General features: G+C 46.0%; 22 protein-coding genes and 1 tRNA gene. 8 read left to right on the plus strand and 15 right to left on the minus strand.

Annotated elements, in window-relative coordinates:
- Positions 1-49 precede the first annotated feature (49 nt).
- Both ercA and ACZ5PW_RS09605 read left to right on the plus strand, forming a co-directional pair.
- Positions 50-1,210 (plus strand): alcohol dehydrogenase-like regulatory protein ErcA, encoded by a 1,161-nt coding sequence (ercA, locus tag ACZ5PW_RS09600; RefSeq protein ID WP_464560275.1) that lies wholly within the window; start codon positions 50-52, stop codon positions 1,208-1,210.
- Positions 1,194-2,885, plus strand: coding sequence for a PAS domain-containing sensor histidine kinase (locus tag ACZ5PW_RS09605; protein WP_464560277.1), 1,692 nt, complete (start codon positions 1,194-1,196; stop codon positions 2,883-2,885). The genes ercA and ACZ5PW_RS09605 overlap by 17 nt, the downstream gene beginning before the upstream one ends.
- A gap of 8 nt (positions 2,886-2,893) precedes the next feature.
- Here the strand turns inward: ACZ5PW_RS09605 and ACZ5PW_RS09610 are convergent, their stop codons facing one another.
- From ACZ5PW_RS09610 to ACZ5PW_RS09655, 10 genes are all read right to left on the minus strand, one after another.
- On the minus strand, positions 2,894-4,063 hold the full coding sequence (locus ACZ5PW_RS09610; protein WP_464560279.1) for a hypothetical protein: 1,170 nt from the start codon (positions 4,061-4,063) through the stop codon (positions 2,894-2,896).
- Between the two features lie 16 nt (positions 4,064-4,079).
- A complete protein-coding gene (locus ACZ5PW_RS09615; protein ID WP_464560281.1) occupies positions 4,080-5,738 on the minus strand; it encodes a Na/Pi cotransporter family protein in 1,659 nt (552 codons plus the stop codon).
- Positions 5,739-5,874: 136 nt separating this feature from the next.
- Complete coding sequence (locus ACZ5PW_RS09620) at positions 5,875-6,618, minus strand: tetratricopeptide repeat protein (RefSeq protein WP_464560283.1); 744 nt, start codon at positions 6,616-6,618, stop codon at positions 5,875-5,877.
- A gap of 23 nt (positions 6,619-6,641) precedes the next feature.
- Positions 6,642-8,225, minus strand: a complete 1,584-nt coding sequence (locus ACZ5PW_RS09625) for a SpoIID/LytB domain-containing protein (protein ID WP_464560285.1) — start codon at positions 8,223-8,225, stop codon at positions 6,642-6,644.
- 36 nt (positions 8,226-8,261) lie between these two features.
- The gene (locus ACZ5PW_RS09630) at positions 8,262-10,613 is read right to left on the minus strand and encodes a right-handed parallel beta-helix repeat-containing protein (protein WP_464560287.1); all 2,352 of its coding nucleotides are present in this window, start codon (positions 10,611-10,613) and stop codon (positions 8,262-8,264) included.
- A 3-nt stretch (positions 10,614-10,616) separates the two neighbouring features.
- Positions 10,617-12,782, minus strand: coding sequence for an AsmA family protein (locus tag ACZ5PW_RS09635; protein ID WP_464560289.1), 2,166 nt, complete (start codon positions 12,780-12,782; stop codon positions 10,617-10,619).
- A 93-nt stretch (positions 12,783-12,875) separates the two neighbouring features.
- Positions 12,876-13,841: a hypothetical protein gene (locus ACZ5PW_RS09640; protein WP_464560291.1), complete on the minus strand. Its 966-nt coding sequence runs from the start codon at positions 13,839-13,841 to the stop codon at positions 12,876-12,878.
- Between the two features lie 16 nt (positions 13,842-13,857).
- A complete protein-coding gene (locus ACZ5PW_RS09645) occupies positions 13,858-15,063 on the minus strand; it encodes an S-layer homology domain-containing protein (RefSeq protein ID WP_464560293.1) in 1,206 nt (401 codons plus the stop codon).
- Between the two features lie 124 nt (positions 15,064-15,187).
- Positions 15,188-16,291, minus strand: a complete 1,104-nt coding sequence (locus ACZ5PW_RS09650) for a hypothetical protein (RefSeq protein ID WP_464560295.1) — start codon at positions 16,289-16,291, stop codon at positions 15,188-15,190.
- Between the two features lie 36 nt (positions 16,292-16,327).
- Complete coding sequence (locus ACZ5PW_RS09655; protein ID WP_464560297.1) at positions 16,328-17,254, minus strand: hypothetical protein; 927 nt, start codon at positions 17,252-17,254, stop codon at positions 16,328-16,330.
- A gap of 491 nt (positions 17,255-17,745) precedes the next feature.
- Here ACZ5PW_RS09655 and ACZ5PW_RS09660 point away from each other — a divergent pair, with 491 nt between their 5' ends.
- Both ACZ5PW_RS09660 and ACZ5PW_RS09665 read left to right on the plus strand, forming a co-directional pair.
- Positions 17,746-18,222, plus strand: a complete 477-nt coding sequence (locus tag ACZ5PW_RS09660; RefSeq protein ID WP_464560299.1) for a hypothetical protein — start codon at positions 17,746-17,748, stop codon at positions 18,220-18,222.
- Positions 18,219-18,962, plus strand: coding sequence for a substrate-binding periplasmic protein (locus ACZ5PW_RS09665; RefSeq protein WP_464560301.1), 744 nt, complete (start codon positions 18,219-18,221; stop codon positions 18,960-18,962). Before ACZ5PW_RS09660 ends, ACZ5PW_RS09665 begins: the two co-directional genes overlap by 4 nt.
- A gap of 95 nt (positions 18,963-19,057) precedes the next feature.
- Here the strand turns inward: ACZ5PW_RS09665 and ACZ5PW_RS09670 are convergent, their stop codons facing one another.
- Positions 19,058-19,549, minus strand: coding sequence for a YajQ family cyclic di-GMP-binding protein (locus ACZ5PW_RS09670; RefSeq protein ID WP_464560303.1), 492 nt, complete (start codon positions 19,547-19,549; stop codon positions 19,058-19,060).
- 79 nt (positions 19,550-19,628) lie between these two features.
- Entirely contained in the window at positions 19,629-19,985 is a 357-nt protein-coding gene (locus ACZ5PW_RS09675; protein WP_464560305.1) for an STAS domain-containing protein, read from the minus strand.
- A 162-nt stretch (positions 19,986-20,147) separates the two neighbouring features.
- Here ACZ5PW_RS09675 and ACZ5PW_RS09680 point away from each other — a divergent pair, with 162 nt between their 5' ends.
- Both ACZ5PW_RS09680 and ACZ5PW_RS09685 read left to right on the plus strand, forming a co-directional pair.
- On the plus strand, positions 20,148-20,444 hold the full coding sequence (locus tag ACZ5PW_RS09680; RefSeq protein WP_464560307.1) for a YciI family protein: 297 nt from the start codon (positions 20,148-20,150) through the stop codon (positions 20,442-20,444).
- Positions 20,445-20,615: 171 nt separating this feature from the next.
- Positions 20,616-21,077, plus strand: coding sequence for an arsenate reductase ArsC (locus tag ACZ5PW_RS09685; protein WP_464560309.1), 462 nt, complete (start codon positions 20,616-20,618; stop codon positions 21,075-21,077).
- A gap of 217 nt (positions 21,078-21,294) precedes the next feature.
- Here ACZ5PW_RS09685 and ACZ5PW_RS09690 read toward each other — a convergent pair whose 3' ends face one another.
- Positions 21,295-21,771 carry an OmpH/Skp family outer membrane protein gene (locus ACZ5PW_RS09690; protein ID WP_464560311.1) on the minus strand — a complete coding sequence of 159 codons (477 nt, stop codon included), beginning with the start codon at positions 21,769-21,771 and terminating at the stop codon, positions 21,295-21,297.
- A gap of 254 nt (positions 21,772-22,025) precedes the next feature.
- Here ACZ5PW_RS09690 and pyk point away from each other — a divergent pair, with 254 nt between their 5' ends.
- A complete protein-coding gene (pyk, locus tag ACZ5PW_RS09695; RefSeq protein WP_464560313.1) occupies positions 22,026-23,450 on the plus strand; it encodes a pyruvate kinase in 1,425 nt (474 codons plus the stop codon).
- A gap of 99 nt (positions 23,451-23,549) precedes the next feature.
- Here pyk and ACZ5PW_RS09700 read toward each other — a convergent pair whose 3' ends face one another.
- The gene (locus ACZ5PW_RS09700) at positions 23,550-23,966 is read right to left on the minus strand and encodes a cereblon family protein (protein ID WP_464560315.1); all 417 of its coding nucleotides are present in this window, start codon (positions 23,964-23,966) and stop codon (positions 23,550-23,552) included.
- An 85-nt stretch (positions 23,967-24,051) separates the two neighbouring features.
- Positions 24,052-24,127 (minus strand) — tRNA-Asn (locus tag ACZ5PW_RS09705).
- Positions 24,128-24,340: 213 nt separating this feature from the next.
- Between ACZ5PW_RS09705 and ACZ5PW_RS09710 the strand changes: the two genes are divergently transcribed.
- The gene (locus ACZ5PW_RS09710; protein ID WP_464560317.1) at positions 24,341-25,150 is read left to right on the plus strand and encodes a substrate-binding periplasmic protein; all 810 of its coding nucleotides are present in this window, start codon (positions 24,341-24,343) and stop codon (positions 25,148-25,150) included.
- Positions 25,151-25,196 lie beyond the last annotated feature (46 nt).

Raw genomic sequence — 25,196 nt, forward strand, 5'->3', positions numbered from 1 at the left:
TCTTCGGGGTGGTGTAGTTTGCGTTCAATGATTGTCATTGGGGGATTAAGTGAAAGAAGTTATTGCAATGCGTAAGTTCGTGGCCCCTGAAATTGTTTTCGGTGTAGGTTCTTCAACTCTTGCCGGACAGTATGCGGAAAATTTCGGAGTTAATAAAGCACTGATCGTTACTGACCCGGGGATTGTCAGGTGCAGTTGGGTTTCCGGGGTGAAAGACAGCCTGGAGAGGGCTGGAGTGGATACTGTCCTTTTCAGCGAGGTTTCCGAGAACCCCCGCGACACGGAAGTGATGAAGGGGGCCGAAATATATCTTGAAACCGGTTGTGATTGCATTGTGGCTGTCGGAGGTGGAAGCCCCATGGATTGCGCCAAGGGTATTGGAATAGTTTCAACTAACAATTCCCACATACTTTCTTTTGAAGGTGTTGATATGGTTGAGGTTCCGGGCCCTCCGCTGATCTGTATACCTTCAACGGCCGGAAGTTCCGCTGATGTTTCTCAGTTTGCCATCATTACTGATACCAAACGTGATGTGAAAATAAGTATAGTGAGTAAGGCCATGGTTCCCGATGCGGCACTGATAGATCCAAAGCTCACAACGACCATGAGTATTGAGCTTACCGCAGCAACCGGGCTGGATGCTTTGACACACGCTGTTGAAGCCTATGTCTCCAATGCCAACTCAGCTCTGACCGATCTTCTTGCACTGGACGCTATCAGACTTATTAAATCCAACCTTATTGAAGTCATCAATAACCCGGAGAGCATAGAGCCTCGCGGTTATGTCATGCTCGCCAGCATGCAGGCGGGACTAGCCTTTTCAAACGCAATACTCGGAGCGGTTCATGCGATGGCTCACAGTCTTGGCGGGCATCTTGATCTTCCTCATGGAGAATGCAACGCTATTTTGCTACCTTATGTGGTCAGGGTTAATTTTCCATACTCTGAAGAGCGCTATTTCCAGATAGCGGAAGCTATGGGCGTGAAGACTGAAGGTAAATCTTCTGAGGAAATCTGTGAATCACTTGTGGAAAGTATTGTGGATTTGCGCACCAAGGCTGGAATTAACAAATCTTTGAGAGATTTCGGACTTTCCAGAGAGGAGATACCAAAGCTCGCGGAGCTGGCTTTAAACGATGCCTGCATGGTGACTAATCCTATAGATCTTACTCAGGATGATGTAGAGAAAATTTATGAAGCGGCGCTCTAAGGACAATAAAAACGAGAATGTTCGCAACAAGCTCATCGGGCTTGGCGAAAATTCTATGCGCAAGAGCTATTACCCGGAATTGCGGGAAAGAATAAATGAGCTTGAGCGGTTCAGGGCCTTGGTGGAACATGCAAATGATGCCCTTTTCGTTCTTGATGCTTTTTCTTGGAGTTTTGCAGACGCTAATAAAACAGCCATGACCAAGACCAACTATTCGCGTGAGGAGTTGATGGACAGCCCGCCGGAGTTGGTATTTCCCGAAGAAACATGTTTTCTGCTGCATGAAGTTCTCATAGATGATGATGTATATTCCTCGTGGGATAAAGAGGATGTTTCACTTACCGAACTTTTATGCAAGGGAGGTGATTCAATTCCGGTGGAAATGACCCTGCGAGTTCATTTTGTGGGGGGCAGGCTTTATATTGTTATGGTTGCCCGTGACATGCGCAGGAGGTTGGCGGATCAGCGAGAATTGCGTCGTACCCGTAACTATCTTGCCAATGTGATAGATTCCATGCAGTCCATACTGGTCGGGATTGATGCCGAAGCCAAGGTAGTTCTCTGGAATGCCCATGCAAGTGTGGAAACCGGTATTACGTTTGAAGAAGCTCAGGATAAAATTGTTTTTGATGTAATGCCGGAATTGAAACGCTTTGAGGTATTGATCACAGGGACCATCAATGGGCTACTCGAAGGTGGAACTGAAATTTACCATGTCGAGCAGCCAAGGGGGACTGTGTTTTTCGAAGTTGTCGTTTTTCCGTTCAAGACAGATGAGGAATCGGGGGCTGTTATCCGTATTGATGACATTACCGCTCGTACCCGTATGGAAGAGGTCATGGTACAGACGGAAAAAATGATGACCGTTGGCGGACTTGCTGCTGGAATGGCACATGAAATCAATAATCCTCTTGGGGGCATACTCCAGGGTGTTCAAAATATTCAGAGGCGTTTCTCCGCTGAAATAAGTAAAAACCGGGAGACTGCTGATGAACTGGAAGTTCCCTTTGAAAAATTGCTTCAATATTGTGAGCGGCGTGGTATTCTTTCGAAGCTTGATTCAGTAAAGAAAATGGGTGAACGGGCGGCACGCATTGTTTCCAATATGCTTCAATTCAGCCGCCAGTCAGGTGGGGAAAAAATCTGTGCCGATATTGTTGAAGTTGTTGAAACCGCGATAGATCTTTCTTTCAGCGGATATGATATCTACCGCAAGTCAGGGGATAAGGGAGTTGAAATCATCAGGAATTTTGAACATCCTATCCCTCAGATTTTGTGTTCTCCTTCTGAAATAGAGCAGGTATTGATTAATCTCATCAAGAATTCTGTTCAGGCTATTTACACAGAGCCTGAGATCATTGATGGACGGCGCGGAGTCATCCGCATCACACTTAAGCTTGAAGGAGATATGGTCCGTCTCGAAATTGCCGATAACGGTCCGGGCATGGACACCGAAACCCGTCGCAATGCCCTTGAACCGTTTTTCACTACCAAAGCGGCAGGAGAGGGAACCGGGCTGGGTCTATTTGTTTCCTACTATATAATTACCCAGAAACATGGAGGAAAGTTTGATATTATAACCAGCCCCGGAAAGGGCATGCAGGTTATAATAAGACTTCCCGCAGCATGCCACTGCCATCGTGAACCCGGTGGTGTAGAAGATCGATTGAAATAGTTCTGATGCTAAAGATTGTTTTCAATCTGGTCTGCTCGTTTCTCCATTTGGTCTGCAAGATTTTGCAGAAGTTCTGATCCTGTTAGGATTGATTCAATCCTTTTCTCATTGTCTTTAGTGCGTCTGTAAACCCATTTGGCAATATAAAAGGAGTCATTTGGGTTTTCACAGGGACCGCTGCAGAATGCTTTTATCTTGTCGGTTATTCCGGTTTTTATTTTCTCGCGGACTGTGATGGCGTCTTTGAGGACCTTGCCTGAATGTGCGGCCTTGTTGCGTGCCGTAACCGAATTGGAGTTTCTGGACTGGTTGAGGTCGGACTGGAAAATACCGTTAGCAATATCAACACGCTTTTCCGCCTTGAAGTAACCGTCCATAGCCTGCAGCAGATCTCTGTTTTCCGCTATTGCACTCAACACTGCTGAAGCATGCCGCAGAGGGATTGCGCTTTTTCTAAACATATCCGCCCGTTGCCCGGTACTGAGTTCCCGCACTTCAAATGTCTGACCTTCAACAAATTTTCTTTCAGCAAGAACTCCTTTTTCTTCAATCAGATTGAGCAGTGTTTTGCTGTCAGACCTATATACTTGTGTGAGTGAGCCGGGAGAGAGAAGTTCTGCCCATATTTTTTTCCTCGCAGTATTTAGAGCAAGTGCTTCCGGCATCAAGCCGTTCAGATTAAGACCGAAATGTGTATTGATTCCTTTGAAGGAGGCCGAGCTGTATCCTTTCTTAGGTTTGTGGGGCATACTTCCGGCGGGATGGTAGCTGTCGGCAATGTAGGTTGCCAGATTGTCGAGAAAAATATCGGTGACAATTGTTTTTCTGATATCTGCGAATGTTTTTTCAACAGTTGATCCCTCAGAATCAGAGGTAGCTTCTTCAGTTTTTTGTTCGGCCTTTTCATCTGCTTTTGCAACCTGCGGCCCTTTTTCTTCAACCGGAGCAGTTTTTTCTTCAACAGCGGCTTCTTTTTTGTTCAGCTTATCCCCGGATTTGACAACCTTGTTCGATACAGAGTGTTTTTCGCCTGAACTGTTTTCATTTACCCATGCCGGAGGAGAAACATCTTCTCCGGTTTTTTTATCAATATCGTCTTGAATGAAAAAAAACAGGGCCGCGGCAGAAACTACGAAAACCGCAGCAAAAATAACCATGGGTATTTTGAATTTGTTCATGTTTCTCTCCGTGGAGTTACCAGTGTCTGTTCCATGCAAATTTAATAGAGTTGGTCGGACAGCAAACGCCTGAATTCGGATTCATTGCTGCCAAGTATACTTCACCCTTGGCAGACTGCCGGGTTATTCTGCGTATTTTAGAATAAAGTTCAAGTTGTTCAACCATTTCAGGAACAGGCATTTGTGCCGTCCCTCCGGCTGAAAGCAGTCTGGCCTTAAGATCGTGATATGCTGATAACATGTCATCTATAAGGTTGTCGATTTGGCAGAACTCTTCAGAACATGGATTTTCTGCAACATTTAGAACCCCTATACAGGAATTAATGAATACAGTGACCAGATCTGCGTCATCCCCGAGAGGATCCGTGAGGGGATGCAGCTTTTTCTTGTCCAATGATTCAGCAAGTGCTCCTGCGGTTCTGAAATACTGAAGTACGCGCAGGGCTGTTGCAACCTGCTCTCCCTGATCCTGAGAGAGAGGACGCCCCTGCAGTTTCACGCAGAAAGATCTTGCGGCCTCAATCAGGCTGTCCTGAGCTTCTTTGTCTTCGGAAAAAGCGGCATAGTCAAAACTTGAATTCAGGCCGTTTCGTACCATGGTGCGTGTGATATCCCCAATGCGGTTTAATTCACGTGCCAGTGCTTCAATAGCCATTGAAGGAGTGGCAACCACGTTGCTGTCCAGATAGCGTGGTCGTCCCTTGTCGCTTCCGGACCGTGCGAAGCGTTTTTCAATAAATTCCACCATTTTTTCAGTGAAGGGCCAGAGCAGTATTACTCCGAGTATGTTGAAAATGGTGTGGAAAAGGGCCAGTACTGCCGCAGGGTCAGGTGTTAATCCAGCTGAATTTATGATGAAAAGTATGGATTTAATAATTACCGGCAGGAGCAGAAGTGCAGCAAGAGCGGTGATCACATTGAAAATAATGTGCCCGGTGGCAACTTTTTTGGCGTTAACTGTTGCCCCGATAACCGATAAAGCTGCCGTTGATGTAGTTCCTATATTTGTACCGATAACCGCAGCGGCTCCCTGATTGAGGTCCATCAATCCGCTTACTGTGGCCGTAAGTACAAGAGCCATGGCAGCACTGGAACTTTGCATCAGCAGGGTCAGCATAAGACCTATACCGATAAAAACTGGAATTGATATAATTCCCATGGAGGCAAAGGCGGACAGGTCGATGGATGACTCGATACCTTTGAAAGCCATCTGCAGGGTAGAGATACCCATCAGGAAAAGACCGAATCCGGCAAATGCATCACCGAAGTACGAGCGTCTGGAACTACCGCCAGTCAGTCTTAGGATTGCACCAAGGGCAACCAGAGGCAGAGCAAAAGTCTTCATGTTGACACTGAAGCCGACGGCAGCGACTATCCAGCCGGTGACGGTTGTTCCTATGTTGCTGCCGTAAATGATTCCTATGGATTGGGAAAGTGTGATCAATCCCGCATTGACAAATCCGATAACCGCTACCGTAACGGCACTGGAAGATTGAACCAGAGCGGTAATCATGAAACCTGAGAAAAGTCCCCGGGCAGGGGTTTTGGTCCATTGGCCCAGAATCTTTTTGAGAGAGTTGCCTGCAGCCTGTTTCAGTCCGGTCGTCATCAGACGCATGCCAATGAGAAAAAGTCCAAGGCCGCCAAAAAGGGAGCCGAAAATATCGAAAGTCATACAAACCTTTTATCTGCATTGTTGAAATTAAAGGAAATATTGATCCCGATACTCTAATGAGATGGTGGAAAAAGCAAGGATTTTATCCTAGCGGAAAAAAGGGCGGACTTTTAAGGGCTTTCTATTAGCGGATATTTTATTTTTCTCTTGAACGCTTTTCAATTTTTTCCAGAAATCGAAGCAGCTTATTCTCTATATCCTGATCGTCGACGTATTCGATGATCATTTTTTTGGATTCATCAAGCCCCATATAATTAAGCAGTTCGCGCAGTCTCATTCTGAGCTGTGCCTTTTCCCTCTTTACATGCAGGTCCTCAAGCAGGTCTGAAGCATAGTCGTAGTCTTTTCTTGAAAGTGCTTTTTTAAAATTGGTTTTTACAAAATGAGAATAAAAACGGCCTGATATACCTGAAAGAAGTGTGCCGAGCCAGACACCTACAACAAGTGTGACAAGGTCTGCCACACGTTCCTGAGCGATATTTATCCATTCTGAAATATCGCGGTCTTTTAGCAGATCCTGTGTCTTGCGCATTTCAACAATAAGCCGTTTTGCAACTATATTGTTTTTATTAAGCTCAAGAGCTTTGCGGAATTGCGCTTCAGCCCGCTCCAAGTCTCCCATTTTGTAGTAGGCTCTGCCAAGCATGCCGCAAAGCCAGTCTGAGTGGGGATGTTCTCTGAGGCATGGCTCAAGAATCTCAATCGCCTGTTCATATTCTTTTACGTCAATCAGCTCCTGGGCCATTCTTCCGCAGGTCAGTTCCGATTTGACCTGCGAACCGTTGCCGGACGTTTCTGCACGACTTTCAATTATTCCCACAAGCAGAGTCAGTGTTATCACCAGACAGGCGACCCAGATGATTCGTTCTGTTTTATTCATTTACTACCTTTGAGTATTTAATCCTACCACATCTGTTCAAGCTTGCTTCCCGGGTAGTAGAATTTAAGAATATCTTCATATTGTTTGCTTTTTCCAAGTTCGGCAGCCCCCCACTGGGAATATCCGACTCCATGACCCCAACCATTGCCCTTGAAGACATAGTAACTGCCTTTTTTGTCGATACGAAGGAGAATCTCCGGCAAATTGAGAACACGTGAGCTTCCCAGAGTGGTTCTTGTTCGGAGGTCGCGGTTTCCGCCGTTGTATTTTATACGAACCTTGACGATTCTTCCGGATGGTCCCTTTTCGAGCGGAGCGATGGATTTTATGCCCGGTACAGAGATTCCTATTTTGCGCAGTTTAGTCTCTATTTCGGAAGCTTTGAACTTGCGGGTCCAACTGGCCATTTTCCCTTTCAGGCTGGACGGATCTTTCTGAGCGATCAAATAGGCTTTACCCGCCCCGAAAATAGCCTTTGCGTCAGCGGTGAATCCTCCGCTGTTTGCTGTGTACTGCGAGAGAATGGGGCGTTTCTTATAGGTCATGACCTGACCTCTGGTCTGTTTTACAGCCTTGTCTGTACGCTTGTCTTCCCTATCTACCCCTGCATACATCTGGTCATAGGTGTCGGCGTAAACATCATAAAAAAGATGGGTTCGGTGCAGTTTCTGGTAGTAGGCATAGGTTCGTGCTGCTACCGCCTGCGCTTTCAGTGTTTCTGCGGGCCATGAAGCGTAGGATTCAGCCGGAACAACTGAGCGCAGATAATCCTCAATATCGATCAGGTTCAGTATGAGCAGTTTTCCTTTGCGGATACTGACTTGAACGGTCCCGCGCACTCTCTTGCTCTCGGAACCGTAGGTAACTTTAAGCGGGGCGGCGGAGGTGAATTTGATGCGTTTTGCTGAGATTGTTTTGCCGTCCATGACCAGTTTGCCTCCTTTGAGGCCGACCTTGTAATTCTTGCCACAGCCCATTTCGTCAGTGCAGATGTTTCCGGGCTTGCCGCCGGTGGTGACCGTCATGGTTGTTGCTTTGCGGCTTAGGCAGACCCTGAGAGAAGGTTCTTTATCTATGGGCTCGGGAATTTTAGGAATGTCTTCCGGTTCAGGTTCAACTTTTTTTTCCATGGCGGATATTACAGCTTCGGCCTGATAGCGGAATTTTCCTTTGGGGAAATATCTCAGATATTGTGCGAAAGCGGATCTTGATTGATCGTATTTGGCCATCTGGTAGTAGAGGAATCCAAGGCGGTAGAGCGCGGTTTCGGCATGATCCGGATATTTCCTGCCCACCATTTTATATAAATCCGCCGCCTTGTCGGGAGCGTCAAGAAAAGTTGAAAGAACCATCGCCTTGCCGAACATCGCATTCACCCTTGTCTTAACGACAGGGGAATAATCTATGGCGGTGTCATATTGTTCCAGTGCCTCGAAATATTTCCCTATGTCGATCAGGTAGCTCGCGTAGTTGATATGCCACTGAGCCTGAGCCTGATCTTCTATTTCGATGGGTGTATACTCTCTGGCTACTGCATTTGACACAAGTGCTAAACACAGCAGAAAGCCCGATATGGAAGCGATTTTGTTTAGTCTGTCATTCCTCATGTTATCCTCCGCCTTTTATATATTGCTCCAGATCATTTATTTATCAGGCTGATCATTCTTTTTTGCAGGCTCTTCTGCTGCATTCAGATGATCAATATAATCTTTCATGTATAGGAGGTTGTTATCCGATGGGCTTAGTGTCAGTGCTTTTTCAAGTACCTGCCGGGCTTGTTTAATATCTCCCTTGTTCAGCAAATGGCGGACGAAAAGCTGATGCAGCCTTACGTCATAGGGGAACTTGGAAATTCCTTCCTCGAGCACTTCCGATAGTGCGATGTCATCACTGAGTGCCAGCAGGGTGTAGGACAGATAAAGGTAGATGTCGCGGTCATCTTTGATTCTGACGGCTTTATTGAGATACTGGTAGGCATCTCCGTAATGCTGGCTGTGGAATGATGATATACCTTTCTTCTTGAGTTCGGTGAACTGCTTTTCGAGTACTTCAGGTGTGACAGTCCGGTCATCGACAAGTATTATCTGGCGTCCGTGGGGGTATGGTGCATCAAGAATGGACTTCACCAGTACATTCCCTGAAACGCGCATGTTCTCAGCTGAGGCGGAACCGAGATAGTTATCGGTAACAACAAGACCTGTAAGTGAATTTATGTTTATTTCATTGTCGTAAAGATTATTGTTTTTAATGATTGTACTTCCGCCTTCAACACTTATTGCGACAGTGCAGTTGTTTATGCTGGAGCGGACAAGCGAACCGTTCCCGGCACTTATTGCCACACCTGTTTCAGCACCGGAGATACGTAATCCTTTGAAATCATAATTACCGGTTGCATTTACTGAAAGGGCGGTCTTTCCTCCCGAAATAACCGAGGAGCGCATTTCACAGTATCCCCCCGCAGCAGAGACTGAATTGGAGAATCCCTTGAATTCGGAATGGCTGATGAGAGCCTTGCCGCCGGGGTAGACGGTTATACCCTTTGAGCTGTTCGACAGAAAGCGGACAGGAGAGCTGAGTTCTCCGCTGGCTTCCAGATTGCCATGAACTTCGATTCCGGCATTATTTTCAAAACGTATCCGGGTTCCGGACTGAATGGTGAAGCTCGTTCCTTCGGGAACAGTTGCCGCAATAGTGAGCAGGTAGTTACCTTTGACCAGTGTTCCTGTAAGCACACTTGAAAGTTCTCTTTCATCAAATTGCGGCATGGTTATTTTAACCGAGCCGTTCACAGCTGAGAGATTACCTGCCTTATCCAGACTCCGGATACGGTAGTAGGATGTAGAACCCTGCATGATATCGGGATCTAGGTAGGAGTTATTGTTGGTGCGGATTACCGGCTCAAAACCGCTGACCGGAGTATCGGATTTTTCAACTGTAAATCCATCAAGATCGTTATCCTGAGGAATCTGCCAGATCAGGTGAACCCCGTCCCGGTCGGCGCGGTAATGAATATCCATCGGCGCGGAAGGCAGTGTGCCGTCAATGGTAATGAGTGAGCCAGACTCAATCCACAAGCGGTCTACGCCGTTGGCTTTGCGTAACCGGATTACCAGAGGTTCGTTAGCCCCTTTGTCTCCTTCCCGGATGACATAGAAACCTTCGTACACCCCCTGTGATGTCTGGGGCAATGGTATGTTTTTCCTGAAATCTCCGATGTCGAAGAAGCATTTGAGGCCCGGTTCGGCATCCACTCGAACTGTCACTCTTTTCCCGACTGCGAAAAGACGGTTGTCAACATTGGTATCAACGGCAATAATCTCAGGCAGCTTGGTCCCTTTTGGAGAGTCAGGAAGCATCTGGGCCATGTTCCATGCCCAGTCGTAGATGACCATCCTCATCTGCCGCCTTATGGGATCGGAAAAAACCTCTTCCACAATTGTTCCTGCAAGAGCGAAAACTCCTGTGGGGACGGAGACCCTTCGTTTGGATGCACTGTCACGCCATTTCCCGACAAGCTCTCCCTCGGCGTTGACCATTCTGACTTCAGCATCGACTTGAAACATGTCAAAGGCCAGTGCTTTAATCATGTCCGCACTGTATATATCGGTCCGCACAAGCCCATCTGCCTGAAGGGCTTTGCAAAGATCCTTATCGCTAAGTTCTTTCCATTCGTCATTTTGCCCCAGATCATCAAGCTTATTGTCCACAATATTCATCTGAAGTGGGATAAAGCCTTTTCCGGCCATCTGGTTCGCAATGGCACTGCGCGCAATATCCGCAACGAAGCGTCTGTCGTCATCCATTATCAGTGCGGATTTGTGCTCAGTGGAATTGGAATCGTGAACGACAAACTCCGAAGGTAGAACCGCAATGCGGTAGGGGATGGCCTCCTCTTCCGTGTATTGAACGGATTGCGGAGTTTTTTTAAATGCACACCCCCCGGTTGCAATCAGCAGCAGGAGGAAAAGGATTAAATATTTATGGTTTATATTCATAAGTTATGATTTGAGTTTTCGGTCAATATTGAAATTATTAAGTGTTCCAAGCATTGAGCGGACCTGTCCGTCCAGTTTCAGGTGTCTGTTTTCCAGTGAATAAAAACCTTCTCCCCAGGCCTGTAAAAGCCTTCCGCTCATGTTGAATGAGTTTATGAAAAGCTTTTCTCCTGTCAGACCAGCTCTCAGTCTGGCGGAGTCGAAGTTAAGCCCCTCACCAGCTTCCGGGTGTGCCGATACCGCATCAAGGATATCTATGAAAAAGCCCAGCCGTGGATCAAGGTTGGCGAGATTGAAGATATGGAGCCTGTCGATTCTGGCTGTGGCCTCACCTCTTAGGGAACTCTTTAATTCCTCGGGGCTGCTGCCCTGAACAAAAATGTTTGAATTCAGATATACCTTGCCGCGCAGAGAAACAGAAAGGTCCTTGGCAAAGCATGCTATAAGGCTAGGCAGGCTGGTTCCTCGGCCTTTTATACTGCATTGCGCGGCCATCTGGTCTTTGGCAAGGACCAGATCAGCATTTAAGTTCAGGTTGAACAATTTCCCGCCGGCCTTAAGAATTGCTCGTTCGGTTCCGCTTTGCAGGTATACAGCCACATCACTGAACGGCCAGTCGTTATAATAAAACCGCCTGATTGAGGCTGTTCCCTTCAAATTTCTGCCGAGAAAAGGTTCAAAATCAAAATTCTCGTTGCCTGCCGATTTGTCATTTTGTTTGTTGTCCTGATTTTCAGGGGTTCGGATGCTTAAAGATTTGAGTTGGGCCTCGTAGCTCCCGGAGATCGAACTTGGAGTTTTTATACGGCCTGAAGCTGAGATTCGGGTTTCCTTGTAGGTGAGCAGGCCGTCAAAAAAGGTTTGCAAAGGATTTTTTTTTTCAGCCTCGCAGGTGATGATGTAGTCGAATAGCGTAAAAGCGTCAGCCTCTGCTTTGAAACGAATCTGGCGCGTATTAAACGGGAATTCGAGTAGAGCCTGTATATTAAAATTACCACCCGTTGCCGAGGCAATATTAAATTTGCGTACAGAAAGAATGGGTTTTCCGTTTTTGATTTCAACATCTGCGTCAATGTCGGAAACTGACAATTCCTGCTTCCGGCCTTCAAGTGATTCCAGCACCAGAACCAGATCCTTGGCCGAAATCGTCATTTTTCCCGAAGGGGAGCTTTTTTTACCACCCGTAGAATAAAGGGATAGGTTTTTTAAAATGAGCTGGCCTTTTGGTACAATGGATTTTAATTTTGCCGATTCGCAAAGGGATTTTGTAGCGTTACGGCCCCTTTCGCTTTTCTGGGCCATGGCAAATAGCTGTCCGGCATCCAGCCGGGCTTCCTCAAGGGAAATTTCCAAAGATCCTGTTTTGCCCAGATTAAAGGAAAGATTTTTACCGCTTGTTGAATCGAGGATAAGTTCGGCTGCTTTAGCAGATATACTGCCTGCTTCACTATCCACACTGAAATCCAGATTTCTGGTCTTGAATTCTCCCGATTCTGCCAGTTCGGGAATTGTATTGTTGCCCATGTATCCGAATCCGGTCAGGAATCCCAGAAATTCAGAAGGGTTGATGGTGCATTCAGTGGCCTGCAGATTAAGCTTCAGGGGCGAGGTGGAAATCATATCCATTCTACCTGAAAATTTGAATCCCAGTTCGGCTATTGAAGCACTGCGCACGTTGAACGCGAAACCACTACTTTCCTTTTCCATGCTTGCGGAAACCGTTAACGGGGCGGCCTCATACCCGTTGGTTAATTTTACCTTGCCGGACACCACGTCCAGTTTTTCCGGGAATATTGCGGGAAGCTGAATCTCCGGGGAGGCTGCTCCGGTCTCGGTCCTATGTGCCGGGGTCTGGACAGCAGGATCTTTCAGTACCACATGGCGCAGTTTGATCTCCCCGATCAGCAGACTGCCTATGTCGGGGTAGATTTCGAGGAGGGGGACACTTACGGTGTCGGCTCCGTTTTGCACTTGAAGGTTGTGAACTAGGAGGGAGGGCAGGGGGGAGTATCGTATTTCAATATCATCCATCACTACGCCCATGTCGGTCATCTCCGAGAGCAGTTTTTCCGCTGCTTCGGCAAAGTAGATTCTTACCAGCACACCAGATCCGACAATAAGGATTGCTGTAATCAACCCGGCAATAAGAACTACTTTCTTCCGCAGCATTTTAAACCGCCCTGGATTTGTCTCCGAAGTCCGGAAGGCAGGTCATATTTCGCAAAAAGCTGACCTGCTTCCGGAAAGCGGAGTTAAGCTTTTTTACTTAAGTACAAATACTACTCTGGCCTGTGCCAGCAGGTTGTACTGCTGGTCGTATGCAAATACGGCTGCGGCGTCTTCAGTGCTGACCACCGCATCGGTTACGTTCTGTACGGTCTTACCTTTAAGAACCACGGGAGACTTGGAACCCCATGACTCAAGAAGGGCGCGGGCTTTCTGCAGGTCTGTGGTATAGCCCCCGCAGCCTCGCTCAATGAGCACCTGATTGAGCACCTTGGAGGGATCAAAAAGCACTTCATTGTTTTCTGTCAGAATGCGGTTGACCAAAGCCGGTTTGAAGTCGAAATTACGCACGTCAACTATAATGCCGTCTATGGGGTTTTTCACTGCTTCCTGAATTTTGTCAGCAGCTTCTTCCGTGGTGGGTATCGGCTTTTCTTCCACTGCTGCGGTCTGTTGAGGAACCGCGGGAGTTTCGGCTTTCACCTGCTGCTCCGGAACTTCAGGCAAAGGCAGAACTTCCGGGAGTGTGTCCTTTTCCGGTTTAAATGCGGGAATTTCCCTCATTTTCAATTCTTCGGGACTTTTGAGTATAATATCATCAAAAGCCGAGTACACTGAATCCTGACCGTGGAGATTGAGGCGCAGACATACTCTTGCGTAACCTTCCGTTCTGTCGAATGACTCTCCGCAAGGAGCTGCTCCCCTCAAGGTTCCTTCAACGCTGGTTTTGATCCTTTCACTGGTCAGCATACCATCACGTACAGTGGTTTTGCCTGAAAGTCTCAGCCCCTGAAAGATTTCAAGGAGCCTGCGCTGAGCAACAACTTCAGCAGCTCTTTTAGCCCGGTAGCGGCTTTGCCCGGCTTCGGATTCGCCGATTACCTGAATATAACCTTTCTGAAAGACATCGTCCGGATGAACCACCTCAATAATTTTCTCACCGGCCAGAGCGGAGCCTGCAAAAAGCATCACCGCTAATATGGCAAAGAGTAATTTTTTCACGTTATCCTCCACTCCTTTAATAGATGTTCATTATATTACGCAGGCGCATCAGGGACAGAATCAGGTCCGCCCCGTCCATGCTGTCGTCAGGACGGAAAGCTCCGGAAAGGTCGGTTTCCATGAGATTTCTGTTAACCACAGTCACGATGGCATTGTAACACGCATCGGTCGGCTTCACGTCGGGATAAAGGGATTTACTCTGCCCCATGTGCTGGCTGGACATTGATTCATCTCCGGTAAGTTTGATGAGAACATCCTCCAGTACCAGCGCGAGTTCCTTGCGTGTCATGGGTTTCTTGGGAAAGAAGAGTTCGGCTCGAGTATTGGGGTCATAAATGGGTTGCAGGCCCCGTACATTCCATTTGAGAACGGTCATTATTTCAGGCTCAAACATGTGTTGAACCACATCTGCGGGAACGAATTCAGCTTTGCGATTCTTGTCGGGGACAGGAATCCTTCCTGCGAAAAGACGGTCCAGGTGCAGCTCATCCACAAGAAGTGCCGCCACATCAGCGCGGTCTACTTTTTCTTTGACTGCGATTTTTTTGGCTACATCGGTCAGGGTGTAGTTGCTCATGGCCCGCAGAATCTTTTGTGCTCTTTTATAAAGGGCGTTTGACTTGTCATGCCATTTGCCCGGTGAGGATGCCAGAACCAGACTCAGGGAGTCTTCGGCTTTGCGGAATTCTCCGCCTTTGAAATAGGCTGCTCCCATGAAGTAGTGAACAGCTTCGGTATTGCGGTAGTAGGGGAGGTCTTCTTCTTTGACATATTTGATCATCAACTTAGCGTCAGCACAAAGATCTTCCGCTCTTTGCAGCCAGCCCCGGGTTGAGATGTGGGTGTACACCCTTATGCCGGTGACATACACACTGAATTTCTGAGAACGGTCACGGCGTGCTTCCCGCACTGCTTTGTCGAATTGGTCAATAGCTCTTTCAGCATCAACGGCACTGTACTCTTCATCGCTTTCAGTCTCAGCCCGAATAGCGTAAACCAGTGCTTTACCCGCGATGGCCGGGGCAAACTCATCGTCAAGAGCCACAGCACGTTCAAAGCGGACAAACGCTTTGTCCGGCATTCCTTGATCGATAAGTTCCATACCCATCAGGTAATGATGTGCCGGATTGTCCTCAATGGACTGGGGCTTTGCTTTTTTGCCGCAACCCGCAAGGGAGAGGATTAAAAGCAGTCCCGTAAACAATATCAGGTATTTTCTCATGTTGTTGTTCTCCTTGCTGCGGATCGCTTCGGGCAGCAATCATGGTTTAAGTTGATTACAAACCATTCAGATTGATAAGCGAGGAGGAAATCCTTTTTTCCTTCCTCCGCCCGTTTAAGATCGTTTAGAAGCCCTCGGGATTTTCCCAGCGGAATTTCATTGATCTGCCATCCATTTTACTTCTGAATTTTTCAACACCTATGTCTCTCAATGCCCGCTGAATTCTTTTAAGAAGTGCTTCGGAACGTAGTGTCGACCAGTAAACCAACTCAATGTTCTTGTCGTTTTTCCTTTTAACTTCCTGACGTACAAAGCCTGGAATATCTTCTAGCGCACGGGAGATCTGATTGATTTCAGGGAATGCATTGAAGGTCAGCCCGTAGCGGAAACCTTTTCCCCGGTCCAATTCAGATTCCATGTTTTCAAGAAGTTCACGAGCCAGACGTACGGATGCCCAGTAGACTTCCGTTTTTGCCGCATCTGTTGCAGTGGCATAACGCTGGGCCGGTTTACCTGAAAGTCTGACATACTGCTCCACAGGCCTGCGGACTTCTCCTATCTTAAGACGGTCTGAAATGCGGACACAGGACATATGCAGTACCGGATTCGCTGCGGCGGGAAGCTCTAGCGAAACATCAACAACATAATCAGTCTTGAGCAGGTTATTGAATTTGACAGCCTTCTGCAGGGTCATCTGTCCTTCTATCGCCTGATAAGTGGCGCGGGTCAGCGGCCAGTCGATTACCTCAAAACGGAACTTCTCGCCGAAAACTCTCGCTACGTCATGGACAAGGTGTTTCATGGCTTCCGGGGGAACGGAACTGAAACCGTAATCGGATGCAAAAATGAGCAGCCTCGGAAGGTTGGACATTTTCTGCAGGATACCAAGAGTGTTGTAATCGCCATAAAGTTCGGGACTGACGGTGGCATCGATGGTTATGGTGTAACCATCTTCCAGAACTCCTTCACGGATTACTTTATAAGAGGATACATACCCTCTGGAATGGCTGGCAATTTCATCTCTTACCAAAATCCCGGATTCCACTATGCTGTTGGATGCTATTGCCGTCCCGATGGCAATTTCAACCGCAGACCTGAGAGCGGAATTGAGTGCCTGCTGGCGGTCGATTCCCTGACCTGTGGCCTCCACGGCAAAAGCCGGGGAGGTCCACATCAGGAGTAATAATGAAATTAAAGCCGTTTTTGCATGCATTTTTAAAAAGGGCATAAAGACCTCTTTTTTTCGATTTGATCCGGTGAAGATTTACCAGTCAGTGTTACTCTGCTTTCTACGTTGTTTTACCCGGTGCTGCTTTACAACTTTTACTTCCTGCCCGGAGATGTAGACACGTCCCTTCATATTCAGTTTTCTGAGCATGCGGGTTATGTTTCTTTTGAGGTGGGCTGAGTCAATGGAGGTATTGTACCATAACTCGTGATGGGAAGAAGTGTTCAGAGCGTTGGACTTGGGACGGTGGCTGTCGTAGCCGGTAAAAATGGTGATATAATCTTCAACATCAAGCATGTCGTCATCTGAGAAGCCATCAAATATGAGCACCCATTCCTTGACGCGACCACCTGCACCGACTCCACTTCCGCCGCCGCTGCCGTCTTCCGAGTATCCCCCGCCTTCAGGATAATATCCTTCAAGCCGGTCTGCCAGAACCGCAGCCACGTCCGAACCGATAATCTTGGACATTTTGCCTACGGATTCGAGAACATCGTTTCTGCTGTAAGGAGCAGGGACAAGCTGGTATTGCTGGGGTTCGGCCTCAAAGTTGCCGAGTCTTGAGCCATCCCATACCGAAAGCAGACGTCCTTCAACTCTGGCTGTTGCCCGGACACTGTTCTGGTTCTGTTTGACGTTAGGATAAATACTGAAAATAATCAGGACATCTATTCCCGCATCTTTTGCAATCTGGATAAGTTCGGCATCATTTCTTCTGGTGCGTCCCTGCACATGGGTCATGTGGGTCAGTGCTGTTTCGTCTTTGACATCAAACCCCCTGTTCAGGAGTTCATTGGAAATTGAATTGAGGACACGTTTGAAAACTCGGTTGTTGCGCGGGATCGTATCCGGGTCGGCGTCCTCTCCCACGATCATGAGCCGGGGAAGGTCCCCTGCGAGCGAAAGCGAGGGGGCAACTAAGAAACTTAAAAAGGCCACCAGAAGCAAAATGGTTTTTTTCATGACTTACTCCTTTAAAATAATTTGTGTTCCTTTGTTAAAGCCAGGACCATCCCCGACATTTATTCATTTTTACTGCTTTGATCTGATATCAGAAAACAAAGCCTTTTTATGTCGATTATCAAGTGTGATTATACTATATTTCAGGGTGTTGGCAACCTCAGGATAACTAAGTAATCAATCTTAGTGGAAGCAGTGTGTTTATATGTATAAAGTTCCGTTTTTAAATCCTATCAACGATTATATACTGAACTTCATGTCTTTATAAGAATAAAAAAGTTTTCTATACTGTCCGGGACAGTCGCAATGCCGCTCTTTTATTGATAAAGATCCTGTTTTGTGTATATCACACAAATAGGATGCTTATCCACGGTTTTTATAATGAAAACATTTAGAATGAAAAGCGAGGGGAAAAATTATGTGCTTTTCCCTACGCCTTGAAAGAGAGTTTACCTTTTGATTGTGGTCTGAATTCTTACGGGGAAGGTGTCAGAATGAAATCCAGCAAAACAGTGTGCGCCGTTGAAAGCTGGGAGATGATGCAGTGCTGCAGGGAAAGTCTTGGAGCTACCGAGTTGCAGAAAATTTTCTCCCGGGGGCAAAGCCAGATAAACCGTTATTGTTCTTCTCCCGGTCATGAAGACCATCAGCGTAATCCATTGGATCGCCTGCACCTGTTATTCAGTATGCTTGATGATGCCGGAGAGCGTGAACTAGTGGTTGCGGCTTTAAATCACTTGTGCAGTTCAATCGGATACAGAGTACACGTGAAAACCGCCTTTGAACCGGATAAGTTAACAGTGGAAGAGGAGTGCCTGGACGATTATCCTGAAAAGGTGGAGTTGGACAGGCTGATTGCCGAGAATGCTCCGCCCGAGATGGTTCGTCGTCAGGGCGAGCGTACTTGCAGAGAAATAATGGAAACCGTCTGCAGCTACGAAGAACACTGCAGGAATAAGACTCGTCCATGACATATTATTTATGCGTGATTGTTTTGATTGTCGCGTTGCTCATTCCGGGCGGCAGTGTTTTTGCCCAAGAGGTTTATACTGTAGGCACATGGAGTTTTTTACAGGGCAGGAAATTTCCTCCTGAGTTTGAAGCCCTGTTCACCGAGGCGTATTCCCGTGCCGGTGCGGGGGTAAGGTTCAGATGCCTGCCGATGATGAGGGATCTGGAATATGCAAATAAAGGCGTCACCGATGGTTCCTGGGTAAGAACTGAGCAGGCGATAGCTGAATATGATAATCTGGTAGGTGTTTCAGTCCCTCTTTTCAAAGTTTCAACTGCTGCTTTCTGTGTCAATGGCAGTTTTTGCGTCTCTGAAATAAGTGAGCTGTCTAAAAGCAGGGTTGCTGTTGTCAGGGGTGATATCTCATCCACTAACTTGGCAGAATCATTTTCAAACGAAGTCTTTAAAGTGGATAATCACAGGCAACTCTTTGCAGTACTGAAGAAAGGGCGCGTGGATGTTGTTTTATGTAACATGCTTGTCGGGGAATATCTTATCAACAGGCTGGATTTTAAAGAGTGCAGGGTTTCAGCTCCTCTGGCTGAAAATTTTCTTTATCATGCTGTGCATGCCAGATTTAAAGGTTCGCTGTCCGAAAAGCTGGGCAGATCATTTGAAAGCATGTTTCGCGATGGAACGATGAAGAGGCTCGCTGGTAAATATTCTCACCTTTTGGTGGATATATATTCTCAGAAATAGAAAACGGCCAGTTTTTACGGTTGCACAACCTTTAAACTGGCCGGATCATTTGTAATGATATTTCCTGATGTTGAGCAGGAGGGAGTAGCCCTGAATTATTTTTTCATGTTCACAAACTGAAAAGGCATATCTATGTCGCAGTCGCGAACCATGGAAATAACTGCTTGCAGATCATCCAGTTTTTTTCCGGTTACCCGGACCTGATCGTCCTGAATGGAACCCTGAACCTTGATTTTGCTGCCTTTGATCATTTTTACAATCTTTTTGGCAGTATCCTTATCGATTCCTTCTTTCAGTTTGATTTCCTGTTTGAGCTGACCATTTGACGTTGGCTCAGTGTCGCAGAAATCCAGGACTCTGGGGTCTACTTTGCGTCTGGTGAAGTGGGTGATCATCATGTCACGTACAGCTTTAATCTTCATGTCATCGCCGGTGACAAGATTTATTGAGGATGTCTTTTTGTTAAGGGAGAGTTCTGTGTTGACACCACGGAAATCATATCTTGTGTCAATTTCCTTCAACACATTGTTCACGGCGTTGTCCACTTCCTGCATATCAACCTGGCTGACAATATCGAATGATGGCACTTGGGTATATCCTCCATTAAGTATTTATTCTTTTAAGGGCATGAAGCTGAGCTGTTAATTAATAATTGTTGGAAAGTAGTCAAGAGGAAGATTCCGTAGGGCTTTCCGCATGCTGTATGGCTTCATTCACTGATGGAAATATTTCCAATATTTCATCAAGCTTGGTCAATTTGAATAACTGTTGAACCCTTGTGTTCAGTCCGGCTATCAGTAGCATTCCATTCTGCGGAAGAGTTTTTACTGCGGGAAGCAGACCGGCCAGACCGGAGGAGTCCATAAATTTGACTTTGGAAAGATCAAGTACAATTTTATCTTCCCCTGATTTTATTTCACGGGTGATCACTTGCTCTAACTTCAGGTAATTTGTTGAATCAACTCTTTCCGAATCTATCTGCAGTATCAGATAGTTCCCTATCCTATTGCGGACCAGGTTCATATTTTCCCCTGTTTGTTTGAGCGGCACATCTTATTCTAAAATTTTGAGCATCCGAATTAACTTATTTAAAACTTTTGCTGTGCCTCTAATCTACAATGGTAAATTAATTACAAAAGTATTATAACTGATAACTATCATCACTAAATATGGAGATCAATGAATATGTATATTGTAAATTTGAATTATATCCATGATCTGGATAAAGTTGATTCTTTGCTCGACGAGCACATCAGTTTTTTGGAGCGACAGTATGAAAAAGGAATTTTTATTGCCTCCGGAAGAAAGGTCCCCAGGACAGGGGGGATTATTCTGGTCAGGAATATTTCTTTCGAAGAATTGGATCAGGTCTTCAGCGAAGATCCTTTTATGATACACGGTGTGGCTGAATATGAAGTTATACAGTTTATTCCAACCATGATGGCTGCAGGATTTGAAGGGCTAAAGGATGAACTGCTTTGATTTTTTTATCACGTCTTCGTGTCAGTAACTTAACAGAATCGAAACAAATGCCGGGGGGTGTTTGTATAATAAAAACTGAGTGCATTAACCAATTATTTTGATAAAGCGCACAAGGATATTGTCGCGAAACAGGTCGGCTCAAGTTTTAGTCCACACAAGGAGTTATTTTAAATGGAAAAAGTTCTTTTTATATGTGTTCATAACAGCGCTCGCAGCCAGATGGCCGAAGAGTTTCTGCGCCAGGTTGGCGGGGATAAGTTTGAAGTTTGCAGTGCAGGGTTTGAACCCACCGAAATAAATCCCCTTGTAGTGGAAGTCATGCGTGAGGAGGGGATCGACCTTTCTGAAAAGAAGACCCAGTCTGTGTTTGATTTGTACAAGGAGGGTAAAATATTCAATTATGTTATCACTGTATGTAAAAAAGGCACTGACGAAGACTGCCCGATTTTTCCCGGTATAGTAAGGCGTATGAATCTTCCGTTCGAGGATCCCGCCAAACTGGAGGGAAGTCAGGAAGAGAAGCTTGTAAAGACACGTGAGATTCGTGATTCTATTAAAGATAAAGTTAAAAATTTTGTTGAGGCTGTTACCTCAGGAGAGATTGATCAGTTCTGTAACCTTAACAAATGTTAGATGATTTCCGGGAGATGTAAGCTTAGCTGAATCGGGCCTCACATCCTGCCCAAATCTCTGCGGATATGTCATGACCAGCTTTAAGGACCGGTGAAATATACGGTCCTTTTTTATTCGCAGTATATATTTTTTGCTAAAACCGTCGGATTCAGGAATTAAAAAAGTCCCCCGAGCCGATCAGCAAGGGGGACCTGAGGGTCAAAAGTATGAACTGATTTTATTCAGGTTTGATTTTGACATCCATTTTATTCATTGATTCAATGATCTTGTCAGTGACTTCAGCGGATTTGTCGTAACTTACAGCTGTTTCCACTGAAAGGATTGCAGAGTAACCGTTGGCTTTACGGTATTCTTCAACGGCTTTACCGAATGCATTCTGCAGAGCTTCGATAATTCTATTCTGCTCAGCACCCATTTTGGTCTGGTACTCGTTAAGAGCTTCCTGAAACTTTTTGGTGTTTTCTTCAGTCTGGTTGCCTGCAAGATTTTTCTGCATTTCAGTGAACTTGGTCTGGAATTCTTCTCCTGCTTTCTGGAGATACTCCATGCCTTCTGCTCCGGCTTTGCACTCTTTGAAAACCCTGTTAGTATCAACAAAGCCTATTTTTGCGCCGGTGGATGCCTGTTGCTGGCAACCAGCGATAAATGCGGCCATTGTGAGAAGAAGGGTCAGCTTGATTGCTTTCTTGAGCATTAATTGTCTCCATGTGTTTTAGATTATTTAATTCAAAGTACTTTCGAAAAACGGGCAAAAACTTTCCTTAAAACAAAAAGCAGGCTGTTGGCAAGAAATTGAAAACCCGAAATTAAAGGTTATGGACATTTTCGAAAATTGAGTTAATATTGTTTTCGGAAACGAACATTTTGCAGTCAGGTCAACTGTATGGTTTTAGGTGATTAAGGGAAGTGGGAAATTTACTCAATACAAAAAACTTGAGGACAGAAACAATGAGAACCAAAGTAGTTGCCACTCTTGGACCGGCCTCCGCAAATGCCGAAACCATTACTAAAATGGTTAAAAACGGAGTCAGAATTCTGCGTCTGAACTTTTCACATTCGGACGCGGACAGCTTTCGACCGGTTATTGCCCTGATCCGTCAGGTGCAGGAAGAGCTCTCCATTCCTCTGACTATTATGGGAGACCTTTGCGGCCCCAAAATCAGGGTCGGTGAGGTTGAAGGCGCTCCTCATGAAATCAGTTCATATTCAGAAGTATACCTTGGACTTCCCGAAGAAGCGGAAAATGCCAAAGATCTGCCTTTTATACCTCTTGACCAGCCTGAACTGTTGCTCGGTCTTGATATTGGAATGGAAGTTTCTTTGAGTGACGGTATGCTTACTTTCCTGGTGACCGAAACCTGTACAAAAGATCGTCTTTACAAAATTCAGTCACAGAATGCAGGTATTCTTTCTTCCCGGAAGGGGATAACATTCCCCGGAAAGCATATTGCACTTCCGGCGTTTACCGAAAAAGACAAGGTTGATCTTGACGGCTGTATTGATATCGGTGTGGACGCAATTGCGATGTCTTTTGTTCAGACGGCTAAGGATGTGGAAGATGTCCGTTTGCACATGCAGAACCGTGGCGTCTGGATGCCGATTATCGCCAAGATTGAACGTCAGAATGCTGTCGACAATATCGAGTCTATTCTAGAAGTTGCAGACGGTATAATGGTCGCCCGTGGTGATCTGGGGCTGGAGTGCAAACTTTCCACTGTACCGGTTATTCAGAAAAAGCTTATCCGAGCTGCACGTCATGCGCAGAAGCCAGTAATCGTGGCAACCCAGATGATGCTTTCCATGGTTAAGAACCCCATTCCCACACGTGCTGAAGCTAATGATGTAGCCAATGCCATCATGGATGGGGCTGACTGCTGCATGCTTTCCGAGGAAACAGCAATCGGTAATTACCCTGCAGAGGCAGTTGGATATATAAAAGAAATAGCAGAAGGTACCGAGCCTTATTATATTGAAAGGATTAAAGGTCCCTACAAGCCTGCAAGAAAAGGCGTGGACCCCGTTAAGTATCTGAGCTATTCCGCGTGCCTGCTGGCTGATAATATTGATAGCCCGGCAATTCTCTGCCACTCCACAAGCGGAGCCTCCGCCAGACTGGTTTGCAGCCGCAGACCGGAGCAGCCGATTTACTGCCTGACTCCTGATCAGAGTGTGCCTGCGTATTTGAACTTTTTCTGGGCAATCATTCCTGTGCTGACAGACTCAACAATACCGAACCATAGAGATCGGCTTGTTGCATATCTTGAAGGCAACAAGGACTTCCCCAGAGGAAAGGGTTACATACTTGTTTCCGGCCAGCCTACCCCCGGCCAGACAACTCCCAAAACAAACGAAGTTAAGCTCTATCACAAATAGATTTTAATAAACAATATCAATGAACAGCTCCCGGGACCGTCAGGTTTCGGGAGCTTTTTATTAGTCCGATGAGAAACCCTCCAGCTTTGCTGGGGGACCCTAAGAGTCTTCATCCAGTATGTTGTTTTTTATCAGTCCGTAGAAGGAAGAAGCTCCGGATTGGAACTTCCAGCCAAGGTGGGCTCCGCAGAGAGTGCATGCCGCAATCTGCCATGTATGTCCGGCAAACCAGCTGAATTCTGAAGATGGAGGACTGGCAGGCATGCAACCCGGCGCGCAGGAGAAGCAGCGAATTTCAAATACGTAGCCGTGAGGGTTGAAAAAGGAATGTTCATGGCTTCCATTTACGTTGATGGAAAAGGAGGAAGCGGAAACTTTGAACCTGCATTCTCTGCAGAGTATTTTTCCTTTCCGAGAATTGGTATCGAGTTCGGATTCATCTTTAAGTTCATATTCACCGGAAGGGGAGTCCGGCAAAGATTCCAAAAGGCCATATGTAATAAAATTTGCTTCCATGGCAGTATTGTAACTCTAAATAGAAAAAGATGCCATCCAGATAAAAGAAAAGGCTGCTTTCATATGAAAGCAGCCTTGTTTATTCTGGCTCCCCGGGAGGGACTTGAACCCCCAACCTAGTGATTAACAGTCACCCGCTCTGCCGATTGAGCCACCGAGGAATATTTGTGTTGAGCACTTCCGCGCTGCAACGAAGAAAGTATCTACGGATTTGTTTCATGATTGTCAAACGTTATCTGGAATTTAATTTAATTTTTTTAAATGGAGAGTATGAGGAGAATTGTATTTAGATAAAACGGGTGTAGCGCATTTCTTGCCATGAAAGATTGCCATAATTATTACAATTGGTTTTAATTGAGTCTGGAGGCCTTGCTGTGGTCAGAACTATATTTAAAATTATCCCCGTGATGTTGATTGTTTTGGGAGCAATCTCCGATGCAGCCGCTGAACAGAAAGTGGTGATTTCATCAGTTATTTATCCTCCTCTGGTTTTTAAGCTGAATGATCAGGTAAAAGAGGAGGGGATGCTAAGGGAAATCGCTTCGAAAGCATATCAGGCTTCCGGCTACAAAGCTAATTATGAACTGATTCCCATGTCCAGAAATGTCTGGTCAATCGACAAGAGAATGGCTGATGCATGCCTTGGTGCCATGGAATGGTTCCGAAGGCAGGGCAAGGAAGATCTTGTCAGCCATGTAGACTTGGTAAACTTGAAGTTTGTAGCCTTTTACAAGAAGTCGAGGTTCCCTGACGGTGTTGAATATGAAAGCTTGTCTGAGTTGCGTGAGTATACATTTGGCAATGTCAGGGGGAGCAGCAGTCAGCACATTCTTGAATCTGCTGGTTTGAGAATTGACTTGGTAAAGAACGTAAAGTTGAATTTCAAAAAGCTTGAAGCGGACAGATTCGATTTCGCAGTAGCATTCAGGATTACCGGGACATATTTAGCTGGAGTGATGTTTCAGGGTAAAGAAGATCAATTTGCCTACATTGATAAGCACTTGCTTGATATGCCTCTTTCCATGATATTTCTTAAACAGAACAAATTCATGAAGAAAAAATTTGAAAAGGGGCTCATGAAAATAGTCAGAGACGGAACATATTATTCAATACTGGAGAAGTATTATGGAAAGGGGAAAGTTCCTGATGATATAATTCCTGAACAATTGAAAAGGTATTTATGAAATGATGCCAGTGTGAGCGTTTTTCCCTGCTTTCACGTTAAAGAAA

The organism is Maridesulfovibrio salinus (assembly GCF_055394525.1).

Bases quoted from the DNA above. Each gene is read 5' to 3' on its own strand.
- ACZ5PW_RS09620 (WP_464560283.1), bottom strand. From the start codon at position 6,618: ATGAATAAAACAGAACGAATCATCTGGGTCGCCTGTCTGGTGATAACA.
- ACZ5PW_RS09645 (WP_464560293.1), bottom strand. From the start codon at position 15,063: ATGAGAAAATACCTGATATTGTTTACGGGACTGCTTTTAATCCTCTCC.
- ACZ5PW_RS09655 (WP_464560297.1), bottom strand. From the start codon at position 17,254: ATGAAAAAAACCATTTTGCTTCTGGTGGCCTTTTTAAGTTTCTTAGTT.
- ACZ5PW_RS09630 (WP_464560287.1), bottom strand. From the start codon at position 10,613: ATGAATATAAACCATAAATATTTAATCCTTTTCCTCCTGCTGCTGATT.
- ACZ5PW_RS09605 (WP_464560277.1), top strand. From the start codon at position 1,194: ATGAAGCGGCGCTCTAAGGACAATAAAAACGAGAATGTTCGCAACAAG.
- ACZ5PW_RS09680 (WP_464560307.1), top strand. From the start codon at position 20,148: ATGTATATTGTAAATTTGAATTATATCCATGATCTGGATAAAGTTGAT.
- ACZ5PW_RS09685 (WP_464560309.1), top strand. From the start codon at position 20,616: ATGGAAAAAGTTCTTTTTATATGTGTTCATAACAGCGCTCGCAGCCAG.
- ACZ5PW_RS09650 (WP_464560295.1), bottom strand. From the start codon at position 16,291: ATGCCCTTTTTAAAAATGCATGCAAAAACGGCTTTAATTTCATTATTA.
- ACZ5PW_RS09700 (WP_464560315.1), bottom strand. From the start codon at position 23,966: ATGGAAGCAAATTTTATTACATATGGCCTTTTGGAATCTTTGCCGGAC.
- ACZ5PW_RS09660 (WP_464560299.1), top strand. From the start codon at position 17,746: ATGAAATCCAGCAAAACAGTGTGCGCCGTTGAAAGCTGGGAGATGATG.
- ACZ5PW_RS09615 (WP_464560281.1), bottom strand. From the start codon at position 5,738: ATGACTTTCGATATTTTCGGCTCCCTTTTTGGCGGCCTTGGACTTTTT.
- ACZ5PW_RS09635 (WP_464560289.1), bottom strand. From the start codon at position 12,782: ATGCTGCGGAAGAAAGTAGTTCTTATTGCCGGGTTGATTACAGCAATC.
- ACZ5PW_RS09610 (WP_464560279.1), bottom strand. From the start codon at position 4,063: ATGAACAAATTCAAAATACCCATGGTTATTTTTGCTGCGGTTTTCGTA.
- ACZ5PW_RS09690 (WP_464560311.1), bottom strand. From the start codon at position 21,771: ATGCTCAAGAAAGCAATCAAGCTGACCCTTCTTCTCACAATGGCCGCA.
- ACZ5PW_RS09625 (WP_464560285.1), bottom strand. From the start codon at position 8,225: ATGAGGAATGACAGACTAAACAAAATCGCTTCCATATCGGGCTTTCTG.
- pyk (WP_464560313.1), top strand. From the start codon at position 22,026: ATGAGAACCAAAGTAGTTGCCACTCTTGGACCGGCCTCCGCAAATGCC.
- ACZ5PW_RS09675 (WP_464560305.1), bottom strand. From the start codon at position 19,985: ATGAACCTGGTCCGCAATAGGATAGGGAACTATCTGATACTGCAGATA.
- ACZ5PW_RS09665 (WP_464560301.1), top strand. From the start codon at position 18,219: ATGACATATTATTTATGCGTGATTGTTTTGATTGTCGCGTTGCTCATT.